Annotated in this window: 12 protein-coding genes; 8 read left to right on the top strand and 4 right to left on the bottom strand. The window is 59.0% G+C overall.

What is annotated here, in order from left to right; translation table 11 throughout:
- Positions 1 to 207: 207 nt before the first annotated feature.
- A complete protein-coding gene (locus VGM18_04390; GenBank protein HEY3972218.1) occupies positions 208 to 2058 on the top strand; it encodes an EAL domain-containing protein in 1851 nt (616 codons plus the stop codon).
- A 79-nt stretch (positions 2059 to 2137) separates the two neighbouring features.
- On the opposite strand, the gene VGM18_04385 is transcribed toward VGM18_04390, so the two are convergent.
- Positions 2138 to 2521 (bottom strand): VOC family protein, encoded by a 384-nt coding sequence (locus VGM18_04385; GenBank protein ID HEY3972217.1) that lies wholly within the window; start codon positions 2519 to 2521, stop codon positions 2138 to 2140.
- A gap of 114 nt (positions 2522 to 2635) precedes the next feature.
- Complete coding sequence (locus VGM18_04380; GenBank protein ID HEY3972216.1) at positions 2636 to 3646, bottom strand: hypothetical protein; 1011 nt, start codon at positions 3644 to 3646, stop codon at positions 2636 to 2638.
- 74 nt (positions 3647 to 3720) lie between these two features.
- Here VGM18_04380 and mutS point away from each other — a divergent pair, with 74 nt between their 5' ends.
- The 7 genes from mutS (at position 3721) to VGM18_04345 (ending at position 15772) form a co-directional block, all read left to right on the top strand.
- Positions 3721 to 6501: a DNA mismatch repair protein MutS gene (mutS, locus tag VGM18_04375; protein HEY3972215.1), complete on the top strand. Its 2781-nt coding sequence runs from the start codon at positions 3721 to 3723 to the stop codon at positions 6499 to 6501.
- Between the two features lie 44 nt (positions 6502 to 6545).
- Entirely contained in the window at positions 6546 to 7694 is a 1149-nt protein-coding gene (gene nagZ / locus VGM18_04370; GenBank protein ID HEY3972214.1) for a beta-N-acetylhexosaminidase, read from the top strand.
- A 47-nt stretch (positions 7695 to 7741) separates the two neighbouring features.
- The gene (locus tag VGM18_04365; protein ID HEY3972213.1) at positions 7742 to 8965 is read left to right on the top strand and encodes an anhydro-N-acetylmuramic acid kinase; all 1224 of its coding nucleotides are present in this window, start codon (positions 7742 to 7744) and stop codon (positions 8963 to 8965) included.
- A gap of 382 nt (positions 8966 to 9347) precedes the next feature.
- Entirely contained in the window at positions 9348 to 10784 is a 1437-nt protein-coding gene (locus tag VGM18_04360) for an ABC transporter substrate-binding protein (GenBank protein HEY3972212.1), read from the top strand.
- Positions 10785 to 10992: 208 nt separating this feature from the next.
- Positions 10993 to 11784, top strand: a complete 792-nt coding sequence (locus tag VGM18_04355) for a TIGR00282 family metallophosphoesterase (protein ID HEY3972211.1) — start codon at positions 10993 to 10995, stop codon at positions 11782 to 11784.
- A gap of 184 nt (positions 11785 to 11968) precedes the next feature.
- Positions 11969 to 13843 (top strand): type II and III secretion system protein, encoded by a 1875-nt coding sequence (locus VGM18_04350; protein HEY3972210.1) that lies wholly within the window; start codon positions 11969 to 11971, stop codon positions 13841 to 13843.
- A gap of 39 nt (positions 13844 to 13882) precedes the next feature.
- Complete coding sequence (locus tag VGM18_04345) at positions 13883 to 15772, top strand: tetratricopeptide repeat protein (GenBank protein HEY3972209.1); 1890 nt, start codon at positions 13883 to 13885, stop codon at positions 15770 to 15772.
- A gap of 40 nt (positions 15773 to 15812) precedes the next feature.
- Here VGM18_04345 and VGM18_04340 read toward each other — a convergent pair whose 3' ends face one another.
- Entirely contained in the window at positions 15813 to 16745 is a 933-nt protein-coding gene (locus tag VGM18_04340) for a thioredoxin domain-containing protein (protein HEY3972208.1), read from the bottom strand.
- A gap of 262 nt (positions 16746 to 17007) precedes the next feature.
- On the bottom strand, positions 17008 to 18648 hold the full coding sequence (locus VGM18_04335) for an NAD+ synthase (protein ID HEY3972207.1): 1641 nt from the start codon (positions 18646 to 18648) through the stop codon (positions 17008 to 17010).
- Positions 18649 to 18816: the final 168 nt, after the last annotated feature.

The following is an 18816-nucleotide window of genomic DNA, read 5'->3' as shown; positions in this document are numbered from 1 at the left end:
GGGACATTATGAACGCGGAGCGTCCAGTTGTCGCGGCGTTGGAATGTTTACGCGCCGAGTCGGTAAGTTTGAGATCCTTCACTCCGCCTGAAGAGCGGCTGCGTTCAGGATGACATCCCACGTCAAAAACCTTGTAACGACAGCGAGGCGTGCGCCGATTCAACTCTTGCGGCGTCCAGCCGATAGATTTCCACTGGAGGTCTCCGAATGGCGCTGCAATGGTTTTGGATTCCGCTGGGCGCGCTGGCGCTTTTGGTTGTGTACCAGCAGATGCGGATTTACCAGATCCATCGCGCAGGGAAAAAACACGAGGAGTTGTTTCAGATCGTCACCGAAAACGCCGCCGATATGATCGCCCTGGTGGATGTGAAGGGACGGCGCCTGTACAACAGTCCCGCTTATAAGCGGATCCTGGGCTATTCTCCGGCGGAGTTGGGGGAGACTTCGTCGTTCGAGCAGATTCATCCCGACGATCGCTTCAGGGTGCTCGAAGCGGCACGGGAGGCGCGAGCCTCTGGCGTCGGAAAACGAATGGAGTATCGCATTAAGCACAAAGACGGAAGCTGGCGGGTTCTGGAATCGCTGGCCAGCGGCGTGCGCGACGCCAAGGGCGAAGTTGCGAAGCTCGTCATTGTGAATCGCGACATCACGGACCGCAAACGGGCGGAAGAGCAACGGGAACATAACTTGTTTCACGATCCCCTGACTGGACTGCCCAACCGCCGCCGGTTTCTCGATCGACTGGGCAATGCGCATGCTCGAGCCCGCGGTAACGCGGGACAACCTTACGCTCTGCTGCTGGCCAACCTGGATCACTTCAAGGTCTTTAATGAATCGATGGGCGCCGCAGCCGGCGACCAGGTCCTGGTGGAAATCGGACGTCGGATTTGCGCCGGCCTGGGAATTGATGCGGCGGGCGCACGCCACGATGGCGCCGGAGTTGTGCTGGAAGCGGCTCTTTTCCGGCTGGGCGGAGATGAATTCACGATTCTTCTGGAGGCGGTCGGCGAGCCCAGCGATGCCTTGCGCGTGGCGCGGAGAATTCAGGAAGCGATCGCGGAGCCTTTCGCCGTGGAGTCCCGCGAAGTGCGCGTATCGGCGAGCATTGGCATTGCCCTGAGCGCGCGGACCCATATGCAGCCCGAGGACGTACTCAAAGATGCCGATGTCGCGATGCGCCGTGCAAAAGCGCTGGGCGGATCGCGCTGCGAAGTTTTGGACGAGGCCATGCATAGCCGAGCCGTCGGCAGATTGCGACTCGAGACCGACCTGCGCGCGGCGATGGATCGACACGAGTTTCGCATTTACTACCAGCCGGTGGTGCACCTGGAGACGCGCTCCGTTGTAAGTTTCGAGGCTTTGCTGCGCTGGGACCATCCCACGGAAGGACTGATTTCTCCATATCGTTTTATCGAAGCGGCCGAGAACAGCGGAATCCTCGTGCCGGTTGGGCATTGGCTGATGCTCCAGGCTTGCCGGCAATTGCAGGATTGGGGGCGCCATCCGATTCAAAAGCCGGCTTTTCAGCCGGTAACGGTCACAGTGAGCGTGTCGGCGCGGCAGTTCGCCGACGCGCATTTGATTCATGACATTCAGGATGCGCTGGAGCAAACCGGCATTGAACCCGCACGGCTGCAACTAGAAATGACCGAGGAGATTGCGGCGGCGGATTCAAGAGTTACCAGGAGCGCGCTCTCGCATCTGAAGCATCTGGGCATCGGGGTGATTCTCGACCATTTCGGCACAGGCGTGACTTCGTTGCGGGGATTGAGGGAGTTTCCCGTGGAGGCGTTGAAGATCGACCGCTCGCTGGTGCGCGAGATGCAGTCGGACCGCAATGCCGGAGAGGCCGTGGAGTTGATTGCCAGCCTGGGCCGGAAGCTAAAGCTGAAAGTGATCGCCGAAGGCATTGAGACGGCGCGTCAAATGGAGCGATTGAAAGAACTGGGATGCGAATACGGCCAAGGCTACTATTTTTCTGAACCGCTGGAGGCGAAAGCGGCGGAGCAGTTCATGCGCCAGCCGGTGGCGCCGCTCAGCAAGGGAGCGGCTCGGTGAGGGCTTCGGTATTAGGTGTTTGGCTGTTCAGTTCCAGGTGTCAGGCCTAAGACCCAACACCTGGCAGGTGGTTCCCTGACTAATCTGATTGGCCGATGAGCAGCACGTAGCCGTCGGGATCGTTGATTCGGATCTCGCCTTTGGGCATGTACCCAGGGTAAGTGATCGACGAGACTTTCATGCCCCTGGCCAGCAGATGGTCGCGCAAGGCGATCAGATTGGGCGAGTAAAGATAAAACAGCACCGCCTGCTGGCTGGGAATAACCGGTTCGGAAGCGCGAGAAAACATCAGATGAGCGTCGTCGCACGCCAAGTGGATCCATTGGAGGCTGCCGGCAGGGTTGCGGAGGCTGTCGCGAACTTCCATCCCCAGCGATGTGTAGAATTCCGCGGAGCGCTGCACGTCCGCAGCGAATGCCATCGGGATGAGGCCAGTGACTTTGGCGGACATATTGATCGACATATATTTCCGGCCGCATCCAAGGGGCTGCCGGGCTTTGCCCGGCCGGACAGCCGAGGGCGGCTGTCCCCACATAAGTCTCTAATCTCTATATCTTTCCAATTTTACCCGTCGATTCTAGCCGTCGATCTTTGCTTCGCGCAATTGCTTGACTGCCCTTTCGGAACTTACAGGCGAGTAGTAGACCTCTTTAAAGGTGTAGGACTTCGCTTTGAATCCGCTGACGACGGGAAGAATCTCGATGTGCCAATGGTAGTCATCGTCAATGGTCTTCCAATAACCGAGGTTCTTCGAGGGATGAAGACTGCTCGGCGAGGTGTGCAGCACCAGATGAAACTCCTCGGTGACCGAGCGGACTCGTTGCAATGTGCGGCGGATCAGGGCGGCGAGGTTAGTGCGTAGGCCGGGCTTGTTCAGTCCAGTGCGCTCGAATGACGCATCGTGGTTGCGCGGCAGAATCCAAGTCTCGTAGGGAACGCGGGGCGCGAAGGGGCAGAGCGCGAGATAATCGCCGCGAGCCTCGAGCACGCGCTGAGCCTGGCGCTCTTCCTGTTGAATAATGTCGCAAAAGACGCATCGTTCTTTGCTGACAAAATATTCGCGGCCGGCGCGCAACTCGTAGAGCACGCGGCGCGGCACAAACATGGTCGCGGTAATCTGCGAAGTGGGATGAGTGAATTCCTGGCCGGCGTTCTTGCCGTAATCTTTGAAGAGGCTGACGTACTTGATGCGGGGATCGCGCTTCAAGTCGAGAATACGTTCGGCGGCGAGGCGAAGGAAGTGAGCAATCTCATCGTCGCTGGCGTTCCAGAGATGACGGTCATGGCTGGGGTTTTCTACGATGACTTCGTGCGCGCCGACGGAGTGCATGCGGTCATAAATGCCGTCGCCGCGGCGGCCCGGTTCTCCCTCGATGTGGTAGAGAGGCGCGGGATGGACAACGGAACGAGCGGACCAGGGAGTGCCGACGGCGTTTGGAGATTTCGCGATCAAGTGCAGAGACGGCGTTGCACCATCGCAAAATCGGCAGGCGGTCGGTCGCGGGCTCGTCTCGGCCGAATCGTCGCCGGTAATGTCGTCCCCAGTAATAACCCAGGAGCGGGTGATGGGATCCTTGCGGAGTTCCATAGGCAAGGAGAACATTGGGAGAGAAGCGGAGTCAACCCGATTTGTTGCGATAATTTCAGGGCACGGGATGCGAAATGCCGCAGAAGGTTCGCGCGGAGCTTTGTTATAATCCGCCGAAGCCCGCCCAGATCCGACGAGCCCAGATCTTCGAGATAATGACCGAGCCGTCCACTCCGCTGATGCGGCAGTATGCTGCCGTCAAGAAGGAACATCCCACCGCGCTTTTGTTTTTTCGCCTCGGCGATTTCTACGAACTCTTCTTCGATGATGCCATTGTGGCTGCCCAAGAGTTGCAGATCACGCTGACTTCCCGCAATAAGGAAAAAGGTGTGGCGGTGCCGATGTGCGGCGTGCCGTATCACGCGGCGGAGGGCTACATCGGGAAGCTGATTCGCAAGGGCTTCAAGGTGGCGATTTGCGAGCAGATGGAAGATCCGCGGCAGGCGAAGAAGCTGGTGCGGCGGGAAGTGACGCGGGTGATGACGCCGGGGACCGCGGCGGACTCCGCACTCGGGTCGGAGGAGAACAATTTTCTGGCGGCGCTGGCGCAGGTGGGAGAGCGTGTAGGATTTGCGGCGCTCGACTTGTCGACGGGAGAGTTTCGGGCAACGGAATTTTCGGGCGAGGGCGCGCTGCGGCGGGTACAGGAAGAGTTGGAGCAGTTGCGGCCGAAGGAGTTGCTGTATGGATCGGCGGCGCCGTTGTTTGAGAGCGCGGCTGCGAAGGAGCAGCCTGGCTTCGCTCGGGCGGACGGACCCTTCGGCTCCGCTCAGGGCAGGCTGCGTCCGTCCCCACGTGTTTCATCTTTACAAGGCTCATTGATCTGCACCGAGACTCCGCTGGATGATTGGGTTTTTGCGGCAGATCATGCGATTCCGCTGCTGGAGAATCATTTTGGCGTGCTGTCGTTGGAAGGCTTTGGATTGGCGGGGCGCACCGCGGCTGCGGCCGCAGCGGGCGCGATTTTGTATTACGTGCGTTCGACGCAGCGAGGAACGCTCGACCACGTCGATCGTATCGGATGGTATGAGCGGCAGAATTGCCTGGTGCTGGATGCGGTCACGGTGCGAAATCTGGAGTTGATTGAGCCGCTGTTTGCGGGAGCGGATGCGGGCGTCACTTTATTACGATCAATGGACGGCTCGGTCACGCCGATGGGAAAGCGACTGTTGCGCGCGTGGCTGCTGCGGCCGTCGCTGGATTTGAAGGAGATTAACGCGCGGCTTGACGCAGTGGAGGCGGGAGTAAAAGAGACGGTCGCGCGCGAAGAATTGCGTCGGGCGCTGGATGGGGTGCTCGATCTGGAGCGACTGTTGAGCCGGGTAACGCTGGAGACGGCGAATCCGCGGGATGTGCTGGCACTGGCGGCATCGTTGAGGAAGATCCCCGCAGTCAAGGCTGCGTTGGGTCGGCTGGCGGCGGCGCGGCTGCAAACTTTGCACACGTCGCTCGATGAACTCAGCGACGTGCGCGAACGGATCGAGCGAACCATTGTTCCGGAGCCGCCTCTCAGTTTTGCCGATGGCGGCGTGATTGCGGGTGGGGTGGATCGCGATCTCGACGAACTGCGGGAACTTTCGCGCAACAGCAAGCAGGTGCTGGCGCAGATTGAGCAGCGCGAGCGCGGGCGCACGGGCATAACGTCGCTGAAGGTGAAGTTCAATTCTATTTTTGGCTATTACATTGAGGTGTCGAAGCCGAATCTGCACCTGGTTCCACAAGACTACGAGCGCAAACAAACGCTGGTGGGCGCGGAGCGCTTCACGACGCCTGAGTTGAAGGAATATGAAGTAAAGATTCTGGACGCGCAGGAGAAGATTGTCGAGATCGAGCGGCGGCGGTTTACCGAGCTGCGTACCGCGATTGCCGGCGAGGCCAAGCGCATCCGGCAGACTGCGCTGGCGCTGGCGGAAGTGGATGTGCTTGCGTCGTTGGCGCAGGTCGCGGCGCTGCGGAATTATTGCCGGCCGACCTTTGTCGAATCTGCGGAGAGCAGCGAAATTGAAATCATTGAAGGCCGCCATCCTGTGATTGAGCAGCAGGAGATGGCGGGCGGCAGCGAGCGCTTCGTGCCCAACGATCTTTATTTGAACGGCAGCACGCACAACATCATGCTGCTGACCGGGCCGAACATGGGCGGCAAGTCAACCTATCTGCGGCAGACCGCGCTGATTGTGATACTGGCGCAGATGGGGTCGTTTGTGCCGGCGCGATCGGCGCGGCTGAGCGTGGTGGATCGCGTCTTCACGCGCATTGGAGCGAGCGACAACCTGGCCCGCGGGCGATCGACGTTCATGGTGGAGATGACCGAGACGGCGGCGATTCTGCACACGGCAACTGCGCGATCCTTAATCTTGCTCGACGAAGTGGGGCGCGGCACATCGACGTATGACGGGCTCGCGATTGCGTGGGCGGCGGTGGAATATTTGCATGCGAGGGTGCGGGCGAAGACTTTGTTCGCGACCCACTATTTCGAGCTCACGGAGTTGGCCGATCAGCTGGCGGGCGTGAAGAATTATCACGTGTCAGTGAAAGAGACTGGCGGGGGAATCGCGTTTTTGCGCAAAGTGGAATCGGGGCCGGCGGATCGCAGTTACGGCATCGAAGTGGCCAAGCTGGCGGGACTGCCAAATGAAGTCGTCGTGCGGGCGCAGGAGGTTCTGGTGGAGCATGAGTTCGCGGAGCAGCAGGCGACGGCGCATCTTTCTCCTGGAGCAACACCACCGCCGGCGCAGTTGACGATTTTTACGCCACTGTCCCAGCCGGTGCTGGACAAGCTGCGGGAAGTGGATTTGAACCGGCTGACGCCGCTGGAGGCCTTGAATTTATTGGCGGAGTTGAAGAAAGAAATTTAACCACAGAGGTCACAGGGGATCACAGAGGGAATCCACAACTGCTAATGACGATTCGCGGCAAGACGGGTGGTATCGAACAGATTGGGCAGCTTCTCGTCGTTGGTTTTGATGGGGCTGAGCTTTCGAGGCGGGTCGGTTTCCTGTTGTCGCGGCTTCAGCCGGCCGGCGTGATTCTTTTTTCCCGCAACGTTCAGAGACCGGAGCAAACTTGGCGGTTGCTGCGGGACTGCCAGAAATGCGTTGGCACACCACTGTTTACTTGTGTCGATCTTGAAGGTGGGACGGTTGACCGCTTTCGCGATGCGCTGGGAGCGACACCATCGGCGGCGGACGTGTTCGCTACGGGCGATCGGAAGCTTTATCGCAGGCATGGGGAAATCGTCGGCCAGAACTGCCGGGCCCTCGGCTTCAATGTGGACTTTGCGCCGGTGCTGGATTTGGCCTTCGAGGCATCGCTGAGTGTCTTGGAATCGCGCGCCGTGTCAGCGGATCCGCGTGAGGCCGTCGCCTACGGGCGTGAGTTTCTGGCTGGACTGCGCGGGGCAAAAGTACTCGGATGCGGCAAACATTTTCCTGGACTTGGCGAGGGTACCCTGGACAGCCATCACGATTTGCCGGTGATTGATAAATCGCTAAAGGACCTATGGGCGGGGGATCTGGTTCCTTACCGGGCGCTGCGGCGAGAGCTGCCGATGGTGATGGTTTCGCATGCGGCTTATCCGCAGGTTACGCGTGACCGGACTCCGGCATCGCTGTCGAAGGTTTGGATTACGGACATTTTGCGCAAGCGCATCGGATACCGGAATTTGATCGTGTCGGACGATCTCGAGATGGGCGGGGTGCTTGCGGCGGCGCCAGTCGGCGAGGCGGCGGTGGAGTTTGTGCGGGCGGGGGGCGACGTTTGCCTGATTTGTCATCGCGAGGATTACATTCTGCAAGCGCATGAGGCGTTGGTTAAGACGGCGGAGAAAGATTCGAAATTTGCGCGGCGCTGCGCGGAGGCTGCCCGGCGAGTGCTGGCATTTAAGAAGAAGTCGGCAGTCGCGGGCGAGACTGCCCGCGCCACACGTGCGCGCTTCGCACCAACGGCGCGCAGCGTGGAGAAGTTGACGCGGCAGCTGTGGGAGTTTGGGGAGCGGGTGCGCCTGGAGCCGTTTGGGCGGCGGGCGGATAAACGGCGGGCGCGCTCATGAGCGCAGAAAGCGTGCCTAAGCGAAGGGCAAACGAGCCCAATCAACCGATGATAGTCGCGGGTGTGATGAGCGGGACTTCGGCGGATGGGATTAATGTTGCGTTGGTGCGTGTGAGCGGTGGACGGGCAGTTGAGCCAAAAGCGCGCGGCCGAGGCGGCCGCGGCCACATGGCTCGTCGTCACTTCGGCCCTTGTCACACCATCACATTGCTCGGTCATGCGGAATATTCTTATCCGCCGAAAGTCAGGGCTGCGGTGCTTTCGGCGATGAACGCAACTTTGGCCAGCGTGGCCGATCTGGCGCGGCTCAATTTTCTTTTAGGAGAGTTATACGCGGACGCGGTGCTGGCGACCCAACGACAGTTTCAGATTAAAGCCGAGCTGGTCGGATGCCATGGTCAGACTTTGTATCATCAGGGCACATGGCAGCGATTTCTTGGTCGAAACATCAGCGCGACCTGGCAGACGGGCGAGGCTGCGGTGATCGCGGGGCGGGTGGGCGTGCCGGTGGTATCGGATTTTCGTCCGGCGGACCTGGCGGCCGGTGGCAAGGGCGCTCCTCTGGTGCCCTATCTCGACTGCCTTTTATTTGCTCATCGCAAGGTCGGGCGAATTGTCCAGAACATTGGGGGCATTGCCAATCTTACGGCGATTCCTGCGGGAGCGAATGCGAGCCGCATGTTGGCCTTCGATACGGGGCCGGGAAATATGGTCATTGATGCCGTTACCGAGACTCTTTATGGGAGGGCTTTCGATCGGGGAGGGAAAATTGGCGCGTCGGGTGCGGTGATAGAAGCGGTTCTGCAGAAAATGCTGTCGAGCAAATTCCTTCGCGCGAGACCCCCGAAGACTGCTGGGCGCGAAGAATTCGGAAGGGAGTTTGTGCGCGAGTTTCTGGAACAATGTCGGCGGTCGCGAAAGGAAGATGTCGTGGCGACAGCGACCGCATTGACGGCGCATTCCATTGCCGATGCGGTGCAGCGATTCGTTCTACGAAAATCACCGGCGGCAAGCAGGAATTCTTTTCGCGAAATGATTCTTTCGGGCGGCGGCACGCGCAATGCCGCGCTGGTCGGAATGCTGGCGGAAAGGCTTGCGCCGATGGGAATCCGTTTGCGCTTCGCGGACGAGTTTGGCGTGCCGTCGGAAGCCAAAGAGGCGGTAGCTTTCGCGGTGCTGGCGTATGAGACGTGGCACCGGCGGCCTTCAAATGTGCCGTCGGCTACGGGTGCGAAGCGAGCTGCGGTGCTGGGGAAGATCTCGTATGCGTGAGGATCGGGCGCCGGGCGTTGGGCGGTGGGCGTCGCAAGTCAGGCGTCGGACCTCAGACCTCGGACCTCAGGCGTTTGGCGTCGGGCGTCGGGCGTCAGGCCGTCCTCGGGAGGCGGTGAGTGCCGTTCTCCGGCGCAAAAGCAGGTTTCTCGACTTCGCGAAATGGCGCGTAATCGCGCAATTTTGCTTCGCTCGAAATGACAGGTTTAACATTAGGCGAATTGACACGTTTGAAATTGGTGGAATTGACGCGTTTGAAATTAGCGCCGAGCGGTTGAGGTTCGAGTTTCGACGCCGTCTTGCTTTGGGATTTGCTGTTGTCTGCTTATTCTTGTTCCCCCTTCTCTCCTGTTCGGCTAGGCCCGATGCCAATACGCTGGTGATGATCATCGAGTCGAGCCCGACAAATCTCGATCCGCGGGTGGGTATTGACGGGTTTTCCGAGCGCATCGATACATTGATCTTCGACGATCTATTGTCGCGCGGCGCGGATCTGAACGTCGCTCCAGGGCTGGCCGAGAGGTGGGAGATTCCCGATCCGTTGACCTACGTTTTTCATCTCCATCGCGGCGTCCGCTTTCACGACGGGCGCCCGTTGACTTCGCGGGATGTGAAGTGGACATTCGACTCGCTGTTGCAAGGCAAAGTCCGCAGCATAAAGGGCGCGGCCTACCGCTTTGTGGACCACATCGATGCCGCCGACGACTTCACAGTGATTTTCCACATGAAGAAGCAGGATTCAACTTTGCTGTGGAATGTGTCGGACGGGGCGATCGGGATCGTCCCTTACGGTAGCGGGGATGAAATCGCGCAGCACCCGATCGGCTCTGGAGCGTTCAAGTTCGTGAGCGCCGAGACCGACCGCGAGGTGATCGTCGAGCGCAACGACGACTATTGGGGCGAGCGGGCGAAACTGGCGCGCGTGCGTTTTGCGGTGGTGCCCGACGCGACCACGCGGGCTCTGGAATTGCGCAAGAGCAGCGGCGATATCGCCCTCAATTCTCTTACGCCCGATACGGTGTATACGCTGGCGCAAGAGCCTACACTTGCCGTGGAACGCGCTGCCGGCACGCAGTTGGCGTACCTGGGATTCAATTTGCGCGATCCGATCCTGAACGATGCACGGGTGCGGCAGGCGATTGCGTGCGCGATCGACCGGCGGCCGATGATCGAGTACTTGTTGCGGGGGGAGGCGCAACCGGCGCGGAGCGTTCTGCCGCCGCAGAGTTGGGCTTTCAACGGCAGCGTGCCCGCCTATGATCACGATTTGAAACGGGCGAATCAACTGCTCGATGCGGCGGGCTATCCGGCGATAAACGGAGTACGCTTCCACATTACGATGAAGACCTCGACGGACGAGAACACGCGCCTGATGGTGGCCGTGATGCAGCAGCAATTGCGCGAGGCGGGGATCGCACTCGACATTCGCAGCTTCGAGTTCGCCACGTTTTTTGCAGATGTGCAGCACGGGGCGTTTCAGATGTATGGGCTGCGCTGGATCGGGGGCAATGAGGACCCGGATATTTTTGAATATGCGTTTGACTCATCGCGGTTTCCGCCGAATGGGGCTAACCGCGGCTTCTACTCGAATCCCAGGCTGGACGCCTTGATCGATCGGGCGCGGCAGGCGATCGATCCGAATGTGCGCAAGCCGCTCTATGCCGAGGTGCAGCGCATTCTGGCGGAGGATGAGCCTTACATCAATCTGTGGTATCTGGACAACGTGCTGGTGCATACTAACCGCGTACGGAATTTGAAACTGAATCCGGCGGGAAACTACGATTTTCTGCGGACGGCGGAGTTGGATGCGCGGGACTGAAATGCTAGAGCGTGATGCGGTTTGGTTCACGCGACAGTTCGGTTAAGCGGGAGATCCTTCACTTCGACTGAAAGGCGGCTCCGTTCAGGATGACATCCTACTCTGGAGTGCAGAGTGCCGCCTAAAAGTAAGCCAATTGCGGCATCCCGTGCTCACTTGACGAGCGCCTTCTCGACGCGTGGTACCATCGAAGTTTGGTCCGACATTCATGCGAATTTTATTTATTGGCGACATTTTTGGGCGGCCGGGGCGGAATATTGTTAAGGACCGGCTGCCGGGAATTGTTCGCGAGCATGCCATTAATCTGATTATTGCCAATGGCGAGAACTCGGCCGCTGGATTCGGCATCACGCCGGCGCTGGCGGAGGAACTGTTCGAGTTCAATATCGACGTCATCACCACTGGAAACCATGTTTGGGATAAGCGCGAAATCATCGACTATTTTCATATGGTGGAGGGCAACGGGCATGGGCCGGCGCGGCGCGTTCTGCGTCCGGCTAATTATCCGGCGGACATGCCGGGGTCGGGCGTGTACGAGGGGATTAAGGGCAAAGTTCCTTATGCGGTGATCAACTTGCAGGGGCGCGTGTTCATGGCGTCGAACGACGATCCGTTTCGCACCGCGGACCGTCTGCTGGAGAAGATTCGGGCCAAGGTGATTCTGGTGGATATCCACGCCGAGGCTACGTCGGAAAAAATTTCGCTGGGATGGTATCTGGACGGGCGGGTCACGGCTGTTGTGGGAACGCACACGCATGTGCCTACGGCGGACGAGCGGGTTCTACCCAATGGGACGGCATACATCACGGACGTGGGCATGAGTGGGCCGTACGACGGCGTGATCGGGGTGAAGAAGGAACTGGTCGTGGGCAAATTCCTGAACGGCATGCCGGTGCGTTTCGAGCCCGCCACGGGCGATGCGCGGCTGTGTGCGGTGGTCATCGATTGCGACGAGCAGACGGGGAAGGCACGGAGCATTGAGCGGTTGATGCTGTCGTAGGAAAAGCAGGCGGCGGAGTTTAGCCCTCGGACTTCAGGCCTCAATTTTTTTCTGGATTGCAAGAGCGAAGGAGGTCGTCGTTCTTCGACTGGGTGAGAAGGTTTCACCCCGGTCGTTGCGACCGAAGGTACTAGGTCCTATTGGCGTGAGGGGAAATCGTAGGAACCAAGTTAAAATCAGAGCCATGCGCCGGAAGTTATTTATCTTCGTCAGCGCGATCTTCTTTATCGCGATCGTTCCGGCCGCTGCGCCTGCATTTGCTGCGGGTGAAGATGCTTCCCCGGCGCCGCCGATCTCCTGCGGAAATGGAATTCCGGGCGGGGTGAACTGCCTGGTTTCGAAAAAAGAACTGAAAGAGGCGCGCAAGGCATTCGATCAGGGAATCAAGTTGCAGAACCAGCGACTGCCAGACCAGGCGTTTGCCCGCTTCGATGAAGCCACGCGACTGGCTCCGCAGAATATGCAGTTCCTGACGGCGCGCGAAGTTGCCAAAGCGCAGTTGGTATTCAACCACGTGGAGCATGGAAATCTGCTGCTATTGGAGGACGCGCGCCTGCGGGCTGCGGCGGAATTTCGAGCCGCCCTCGAACTTGACGCGGACAACGACTACGCCCGGGAGCGACTCGCGGAAGCCACACGAGTTATGACGCCGATGCCACCCCCAACGGCACCGGTGGGTCTCGAGGATTCCGGCGAAATCCATCTGGCTCCCAACAACGACCTGGCGACATTCCACTATAGCGGGGAGGTTCGCGGACTATTCGCACAATTAGCGGCGGCCTACGGAGTGAAGGCACAGTTCGACGATTCTGTGCAGACTCGGCAAGTAGTTTTCAATGTTGACAATGTGGATTTTTTCACCGCGCTGAAATTGATTTGCGAGGTCAGCAAGACCATGTGGGCGGCGCTGGACGCGCACCAGATGCTGATCGCCGCCGACAATACGGAGAACCACAAGCAGTACGACCGCATGTCGCTGCGGACGTTTATTCTGCCGGCGCATTCCACGCCGCAGGAAACGACCGACCTGGTGACCACGATGCGGAACATGTTCGACCTGCACTTTGTGAGCTCCGGTCTGGCCGCGGGCACGGTCGAAGTGCGCGGGCCGCCGCACATGCTTGAGGCTGCCTCTGAATTGCTGGACCAACTCAACAACCAGCGGCCGCAGGTGATGCTGGATGTGCGCGTCTACCAGATCAACCATCAGCTTACGCGTAACATCGGACTCCACATTCCCAACACTTTCAACATGTACAACATTCCCGCCGTGGCGTTGATTGGGCTGGCGGGTGGGCAGAATATTCAGCAGTTGATCAATCAATTGATTTCATCCGGCGGCATCAACCAGGTGGGCAGTTCAGCTCTGTCGGGGCTTTTGGCGCAGCTTGGCGGGCAGAACGGCGGCATTTTCAGCCAACCTCTGGCTACGTTCGGAGGCGGACTCACCTTCAGCGGAGTGAGTCTCGACCAGTTGGCGGCGATGCTTTCTTTGAACGAATCGTGGGTGCGCAGCCTGGAGAACATGCAGATGCGGGCCAGCCAGGGCAACGAGGCTACGTTCCATCTGGGCGAGCGCTATCCCATCCAAAACGCCAGCTATGCGCCCATTTACAACTCGCCGGCGATTTCGGCGGTGCTGGGAAATCAAAGCTACGTTCCGCCCTTCCCTTCCGTGAGCTATGAGGATCTGGGGTTGAACCTGAAGGCCAAGCCGACGGTGCATGGCGACGGATCGGTTGCCTTGCAATTGGAATTGGAGGTTCGTTCGCTGACCGGGCAATCGAACAACGGGGTTCCGGTTATCTCAAACCGCGAATATAAGGGTAGCATCAATTTGAAGGATGGCGAGCCCGCAGTGGTGGCCGGAGAAGTCTCGCAGACAGACACGCTTTCCATGAGCGGGATCCCGGGTCTCGGCTTCTTGCCAGTGCTCAATCAGGCGATGGTGAATAATACCAAGCAGTCGGAGACCGACGAGTTGATGATTATCATCACGCCGCACGTGGTGGCGAATATCAATCCGACGACGCCGGAGATCTGGCTGAGTGGAAAGTAGGGAAAAGCGGGCGTCGGGCGTCACACCTCATTAGGTCGAATGGCCGCTTCAGGCCGAGTCGCCGCCAAGCGAGATCGGTATAACCTTGGTGCTATTTTCGGGGGCAAGAACGAGATTCCAGCTAAGAAAAATATTGTGCTTTGCGCCATTCTGGCGATTGCGACCCTGGCGGCTTACTCAAGGAGCGTGAGGAATCCGTTCGCCGACCTGGATGATCCAACCTACGTTCTTCACAATCACCAGATCCAACAAGGCGTCACGCTGGAGATGCTCAGCTGGGCGCTCTTATCCACCAGGGCATCGAACTGGCATCCGCTGACCTGGGTGTCGCATGCGCTCGATTGCCAACTATACGGCCTTGCGGCCCCGGGCCATCACTTCACCAGCCTCCTGTTGCACATAGTGAACGCGATCTTGCTATTTCTGCTGCTGCAGCAGTCGACTGGGGCAAGAATGCGCAGTTTTGTCGTAGCCGGACTGTTTGCGCTGCACCCCATCAATGTAGAAAGCGTGGCATGGGTGGCGGAGCGCAAGACCGTACTCTCCATGTTTTTCTTCCTGTTGGCACTTGGCGCCTATGAATGGTACGCGCGGCGGCCCAGCAGCGCGCGCTATCTGCCCATCGTCGCGTTTTTTATTTTCGGACTTGCCTCGAAGCCGATGGTAATCACGCTGCCGTTCGTGCTGCTGCTGCTTGATTTCTGGCCGTTGCAGCGAATTGAGGGCTGGGTTCCACCGCGCGAAACCCCGCCGGTTCCACAGCGGCCGATTCGGAGCTTAATTCTGGAAAAGCTGCCGTTCTTGCTGGTGATTGCGGCCAGCAGCGCGCTTACGATGATGGCGCAGAAAGGTTCGCTGGCGTTCGACCCCAGGTTAACTTTAAGCGTGCGCATAGTAAATGCGCTTTACGCGTACTGCATGTATCTTGTGAAGGCGTTTTGGCCCCTGCATCTTGCGCCGTACTATCCCTATGCGGGGTTGCGTCTGAGCGTCGGAGAGGTTTTCGCGTGTGGAATGTTGCTGGCAGGGATCTCGGTGTGGGCGTGGCAGCAGCGCAGGTACGCTTACGTTCCTGTAGGCTGGCTGTGGTTTCTGGGCACGATGGTTCCAATGATCGGTATCGTCCAGGTGGGCGACCAGGCCATGGCGGATCGCTACGCATACCTGCCGCTGGTCGGAATTTTTCTGCTATTCGTTTGGCGCACAGCGGATTGGGTGGATGGCTGGACGATCGCGTCCCGATGGAAGACCACAGCCGCTGCCTTAATTCTCGCGGTACTTGCAATCCTCAGCTGGCGACAGGTCGGTTTCTGGCATAGCAGCCAGGAACTGTGGACGCACACTCTGGCGGTTACAAAAGACAATTATCTGGCGGAGGATTTTATTGGAGCCGACCTTCTCGAACAGAGCTTCCAGCCCGGGGGGGAGCGCTATGCGGGTGAAGCCTTAATACACCTCGAAAATGCCGTTCGCATCAATCCGAATGACGCCATCGCTCACCTGAATATGGGCATCGATTTACAGGGTCACGGTCAATTTGAAGGAGCCATTCAGGAATTTCAGCGCGCTAACGGACCGGCTCGCGATCAGAACGTGAAGACCATGAGCTTGCTGAATCTGGCCGCCTGCTATGTCCAGACCGGCAATCTGACTGCGGCTCGCGAATCCTTCCAACAAGTGCTCGAAAAAGAACCGCACAATCGGATTGCTCAGGCTGGACTGGATGGGCTCGTGCGCCTCCAGGAGTTAATGGATGCCGCAGCCGCTGAACCCACGGCGAGTGCCTATTTGCAGCTCGGGCAGTTGCAACAATCGATGGCCCTTATTTCCAGTGCCCGGGCTTCCTATCAACGCGCCCTCCTGATCGATCCTAACTCCTACTCGGCCAGGAGCGCCCTGAGCAACCTGGAAAACAAAGCGGAACATTGAATTGGGGGCGTATTCCGATGGACAATTTCCAGATCGCGATTTAGTTCGCCTTCGCCGCGAAATCCACCAAGTTCTTGTAAACATCCGCCATGCGGGGATCGAAGCTGCCGACCCGGCGTCCGTTGATGAAGAGCGTGGGTGTACCCGCCACATCGACGGCTTTGCCGAGGGCGATCGAGGCATCGACGCGAGATTTGGTCTCGGGCTTAGACGCGCAAGCCGCGATATCCGCACCCTTCAGGCCTACGCCGTCGGCGATGGCAGTGAGCTTCTCGTCGGCGTTTTCGGCGGTGATGTCGGACTGCGTTTCGTAAGTCTTAGAAACAAATTTCCAGAAAGCATCGTTGGAGGCTCGGCCGACGCAGTCAGCATAGTCTGCGCCCTTCGCGGCCCAGTTGTGCATCTCCAGGGGGAAACTTTGGAATACGAAGCGGGCGTTGGGCTCGGCGGCTACCAGGCCTTCAATAACGGGCTGCGCGGCTTTGCAGGCCGGACACTGGAGATCGCCGAATTCGACGATGGTGACGGGCGCGTCTTTGGGACCGCGCGCAGGGCCGGTGATTCCCTTCTCGAGCTTTTCTTTCGCGGGATCGAAGGGATGAGCGCCGAACGGAATGATTTCGCCGACCAGGGCGTGCGTGCCATCGGGAGCAACGTAGAAGCGCGTTAACTGCTGGCCTTGCGGGCTGGCGAGCACGACGCTGACCTCGGCCAATCCCTCGATCGGCGAAGGCTTGATGCCGGTGATCTTCCACGTCAGATCGGTTTGGTAGCCGAACTGTTGATGCAGGAAGGAATCAACCGTTGTCTCAGAGGGAAGATTCTCGGTCGCGTGAGTTCCGAGTTTCTCGGCCGGCTTGGCGGGCGCGGACTTAGCGGGAGTGGCCGGAGATGTGGCCGGTGCCGTGGATTGGGCTGCGGCAAAACCACCCGCTATTAGAAGAATAAGAATCGAGTGCAGAGGACTGCGCATTGGTTCCTTTCGCGTTTTAGAATCTTGAAGCGTTATGGAAGCGAAGTATCAGGATACTTGAAATTCGCCGGTTCCGCTTTCCCCGGACTTCGGTGGTGTCCTGAGTTGGGCATCCCTCCACCTCCGCACTCTGTGCCAGTCAAGAGCGGCCAATTTCTTTCGCCCGAAGGAAAACAACGAAACCGCAAACTGCGCTAAGAAATGCCGCAAAGAACGCCAAGAAATGCGGAAAGGACGCCGCGATTCGAAATCAGGGCATTACTCACTCTTCATTCTTGGCGGCAATCGGAAAACGGCGTCCGTAGCCGAAGGCCTTGGGAGAGATCTTGAGGCCGGGCGCGGCCTGCTGGCGCTTGTATTCGGCGCGATCGACCATGCGGATCACGCGACGCACAACTTCAAGGTCGAAGCCATGATCGGCTGCAATCTGCTCGGCGGGATGCGAATCTTCGATGTAATCTTCGAGCACGGCGTCGAGAACTTCGTAGGGCGGCAGCGAGTCACTGTCTTTTTGGTCGGGGCGTAACTCGGCGGATGGCGGCTTATCGAGCGTGGACTGAGGAATCACGGCGTGCTGCGAATTCACATATTGGCTGAGGCGATACACCAGCGTTTTGGGCACATCGGAGATGACCGCCAGCCCTCCGACCATGTCGCCGTAGAGCGTGCAGTAGCCGACACCCAACTCGCTCTTGTTGCCGGTGGAGAGCACGATGGCGCCGAATTTGTTGGACAGCGCCATGAGCAACGTGCCGCGGGCGCGCGACTGGATGTTTTCTTCGGTCACATCTTCTTTGCATCCGGCAAACACATCGCGCAGCGTATTGCGATAGGCTTCGTAGGCGGCATTGATGGAAAGCAATTCGAAGCGGATTCCTAGGTTCTTTGCGAGTGAGCGGGCGTCATCGATAGAGCCCTGCGAAGAATACGGTCCGGGCATGCCGACACCGATCACGTTTTCCGGCCCGACGGCGTCGGCCGCGACGACCGCGGTAAGAGCGGAATCGATGCCACCGCTGAGGCCGATGATCGCCTGGCGGAAGCCGCATTTCCGCATGTAGTCGCGCGTGCCCAGCACCAGCGCGGAATATACGCTGGCTTGGTCCCCGGCAATTTGCTGGTGCATTTCGCCAGTCAAAGTTTGCGAGTCGAAATAAATCAGATCTTCTTCGAACGATCGGCCCTGCGCGATGACTTCTCCCTGACGATCGAGCACGATACTGGAGCCATCGAAGACGAGACTATCGTTGCCGCCGACCTGGTTGACCAGCACGACCGGAACCTTGTGCTGGCGGGCGATGCTGGCCAGCATGTCGCGGCGGAGTTCACGCTTGCCGATCCAGAAGGGCGAGGCGGAAATATTCAAAACGAAATTTCCGCCGGCCTGAATCAGCGACTCCACAGGATCGACCATGTACATCTGCCTGGGCCAGAAACGCTTGTCATTCCAGGCATCTTCGCAGATGGTGAGAGCCATCCGATTGCCGCAGAACGGAAACAACTCCTGACTCTGCGCAGGAGCGAAGTTGCGCATCTCGTCGAAGACGTCGTAAGTGGGGAGGAGCATTTTCGACTGGAGGAAAGCGACCTTGCCGTCCATGAGCAGGGCGGCGGAATTCATGGCGGCTTTGCCGGTGTGGGATTGCGCGGGCGTAACCAGGCCGCAGATCACGGCGATGCCCTGGGTCTCGGAGGCGATACGCTCGACGGTCTCGCGATTCTTCGCGACGAAAGAAGACCGTTCAACCAGGTCACGCGGAGGATAACCGCACACCGACAACTCGGGAAATAAAATCAGGCCGGCTCCCGCGGCTTGGGCGCGGCGAGAGAAATCAACGATCTTCGCAGCGTTGCCGGAGAAGTCTCCGACCGTGGGATTGATTTGGCCGAGCGCAATCTTCACGCTTCTAGTGTAAAGGCGCTGGCACTGAAGGCCAAGGGAGCGAATTCTTGCGCTCTTTGCAAAAAGTGATCTCGAGCTCTCTGAAATGGGACCTACCGGCGTGAGACACGACCGGGAGGTCCCATCAGTTCGATGTGGCGGCGCGGGCGGCGGCCACGTCGCGCCGCG

The sequence above is a fragment of the Candidatus Sulfotelmatobacter sp. genome (assembly GCA_036500765.1).
GTDB lineage: Bacteria > Acidobacteriota > Terriglobia > Terriglobales > Acidobacteriaceae > Sulfotelmatobacter.
The sequence above is the reverse complement of the archived record's forward strand: the minus strand, read 5'-3'. Positions and strand labels throughout refer to the sequence as shown.

Coding starts and splice junctions, on each gene's coding strand:
- VGM18_04390 (HEY3972218.1), top strand. CDS start 208: ATGGCGCTGCAATGGTTTTGGATTCCGCTGGGCGCGCTGGCGCTTTTG.
- VGM18_04385 (HEY3972217.1), bottom strand. CDS start 2,521: ATGTCGATCAATATGTCCGCCAAAGTCACTGGCCTCATCCCGATGGCA.
- VGM18_04380 (HEY3972216.1), bottom strand. CDS start 3,646: ATGGAACTCCGCAAGGATCCCATCACCCGCTCCTGGGTTATTACTGGG.
- mutS (HEY3972215.1), top strand. CDS start 3,721: ATGCCGCAGAAGGTTCGCGCGGAGCTTTGTTATAATCCGCCGAAGCCC.
- nagZ (HEY3972214.1), top strand. CDS start 6,546: ATGACGATTCGCGGCAAGACGGGTGGTATCGAACAGATTGGGCAGCTT.
- VGM18_04365 (HEY3972213.1), top strand. CDS start 7,742: ATGATAGTCGCGGGTGTGATGAGCGGGACTTCGGCGGATGGGATTAAT.
- VGM18_04360 (HEY3972212.1), top strand. CDS start 9,348: ATGATCATCGAGTCGAGCCCGACAAATCTCGATCCGCGGGTGGGTATT.
- VGM18_04355 (HEY3972211.1), top strand. CDS start 10,993: ATGCGAATTTTATTTATTGGCGACATTTTTGGGCGGCCGGGGCGGAAT.
- VGM18_04350 (HEY3972210.1), top strand. CDS start 11,969: ATGCGCCGGAAGTTATTTATCTTCGTCAGCGCGATCTTCTTTATCGCG.
- VGM18_04345 (HEY3972209.1), top strand. CDS start 13,883: ATGGCCGCTTCAGGCCGAGTCGCCGCCAAGCGAGATCGGTATAACCTT.
- VGM18_04340 (HEY3972208.1), bottom strand. CDS start 16,745: ATGCGCAGTCCTCTGCACTCGATTCTTATTCTTCTAATAGCGGGTGGT.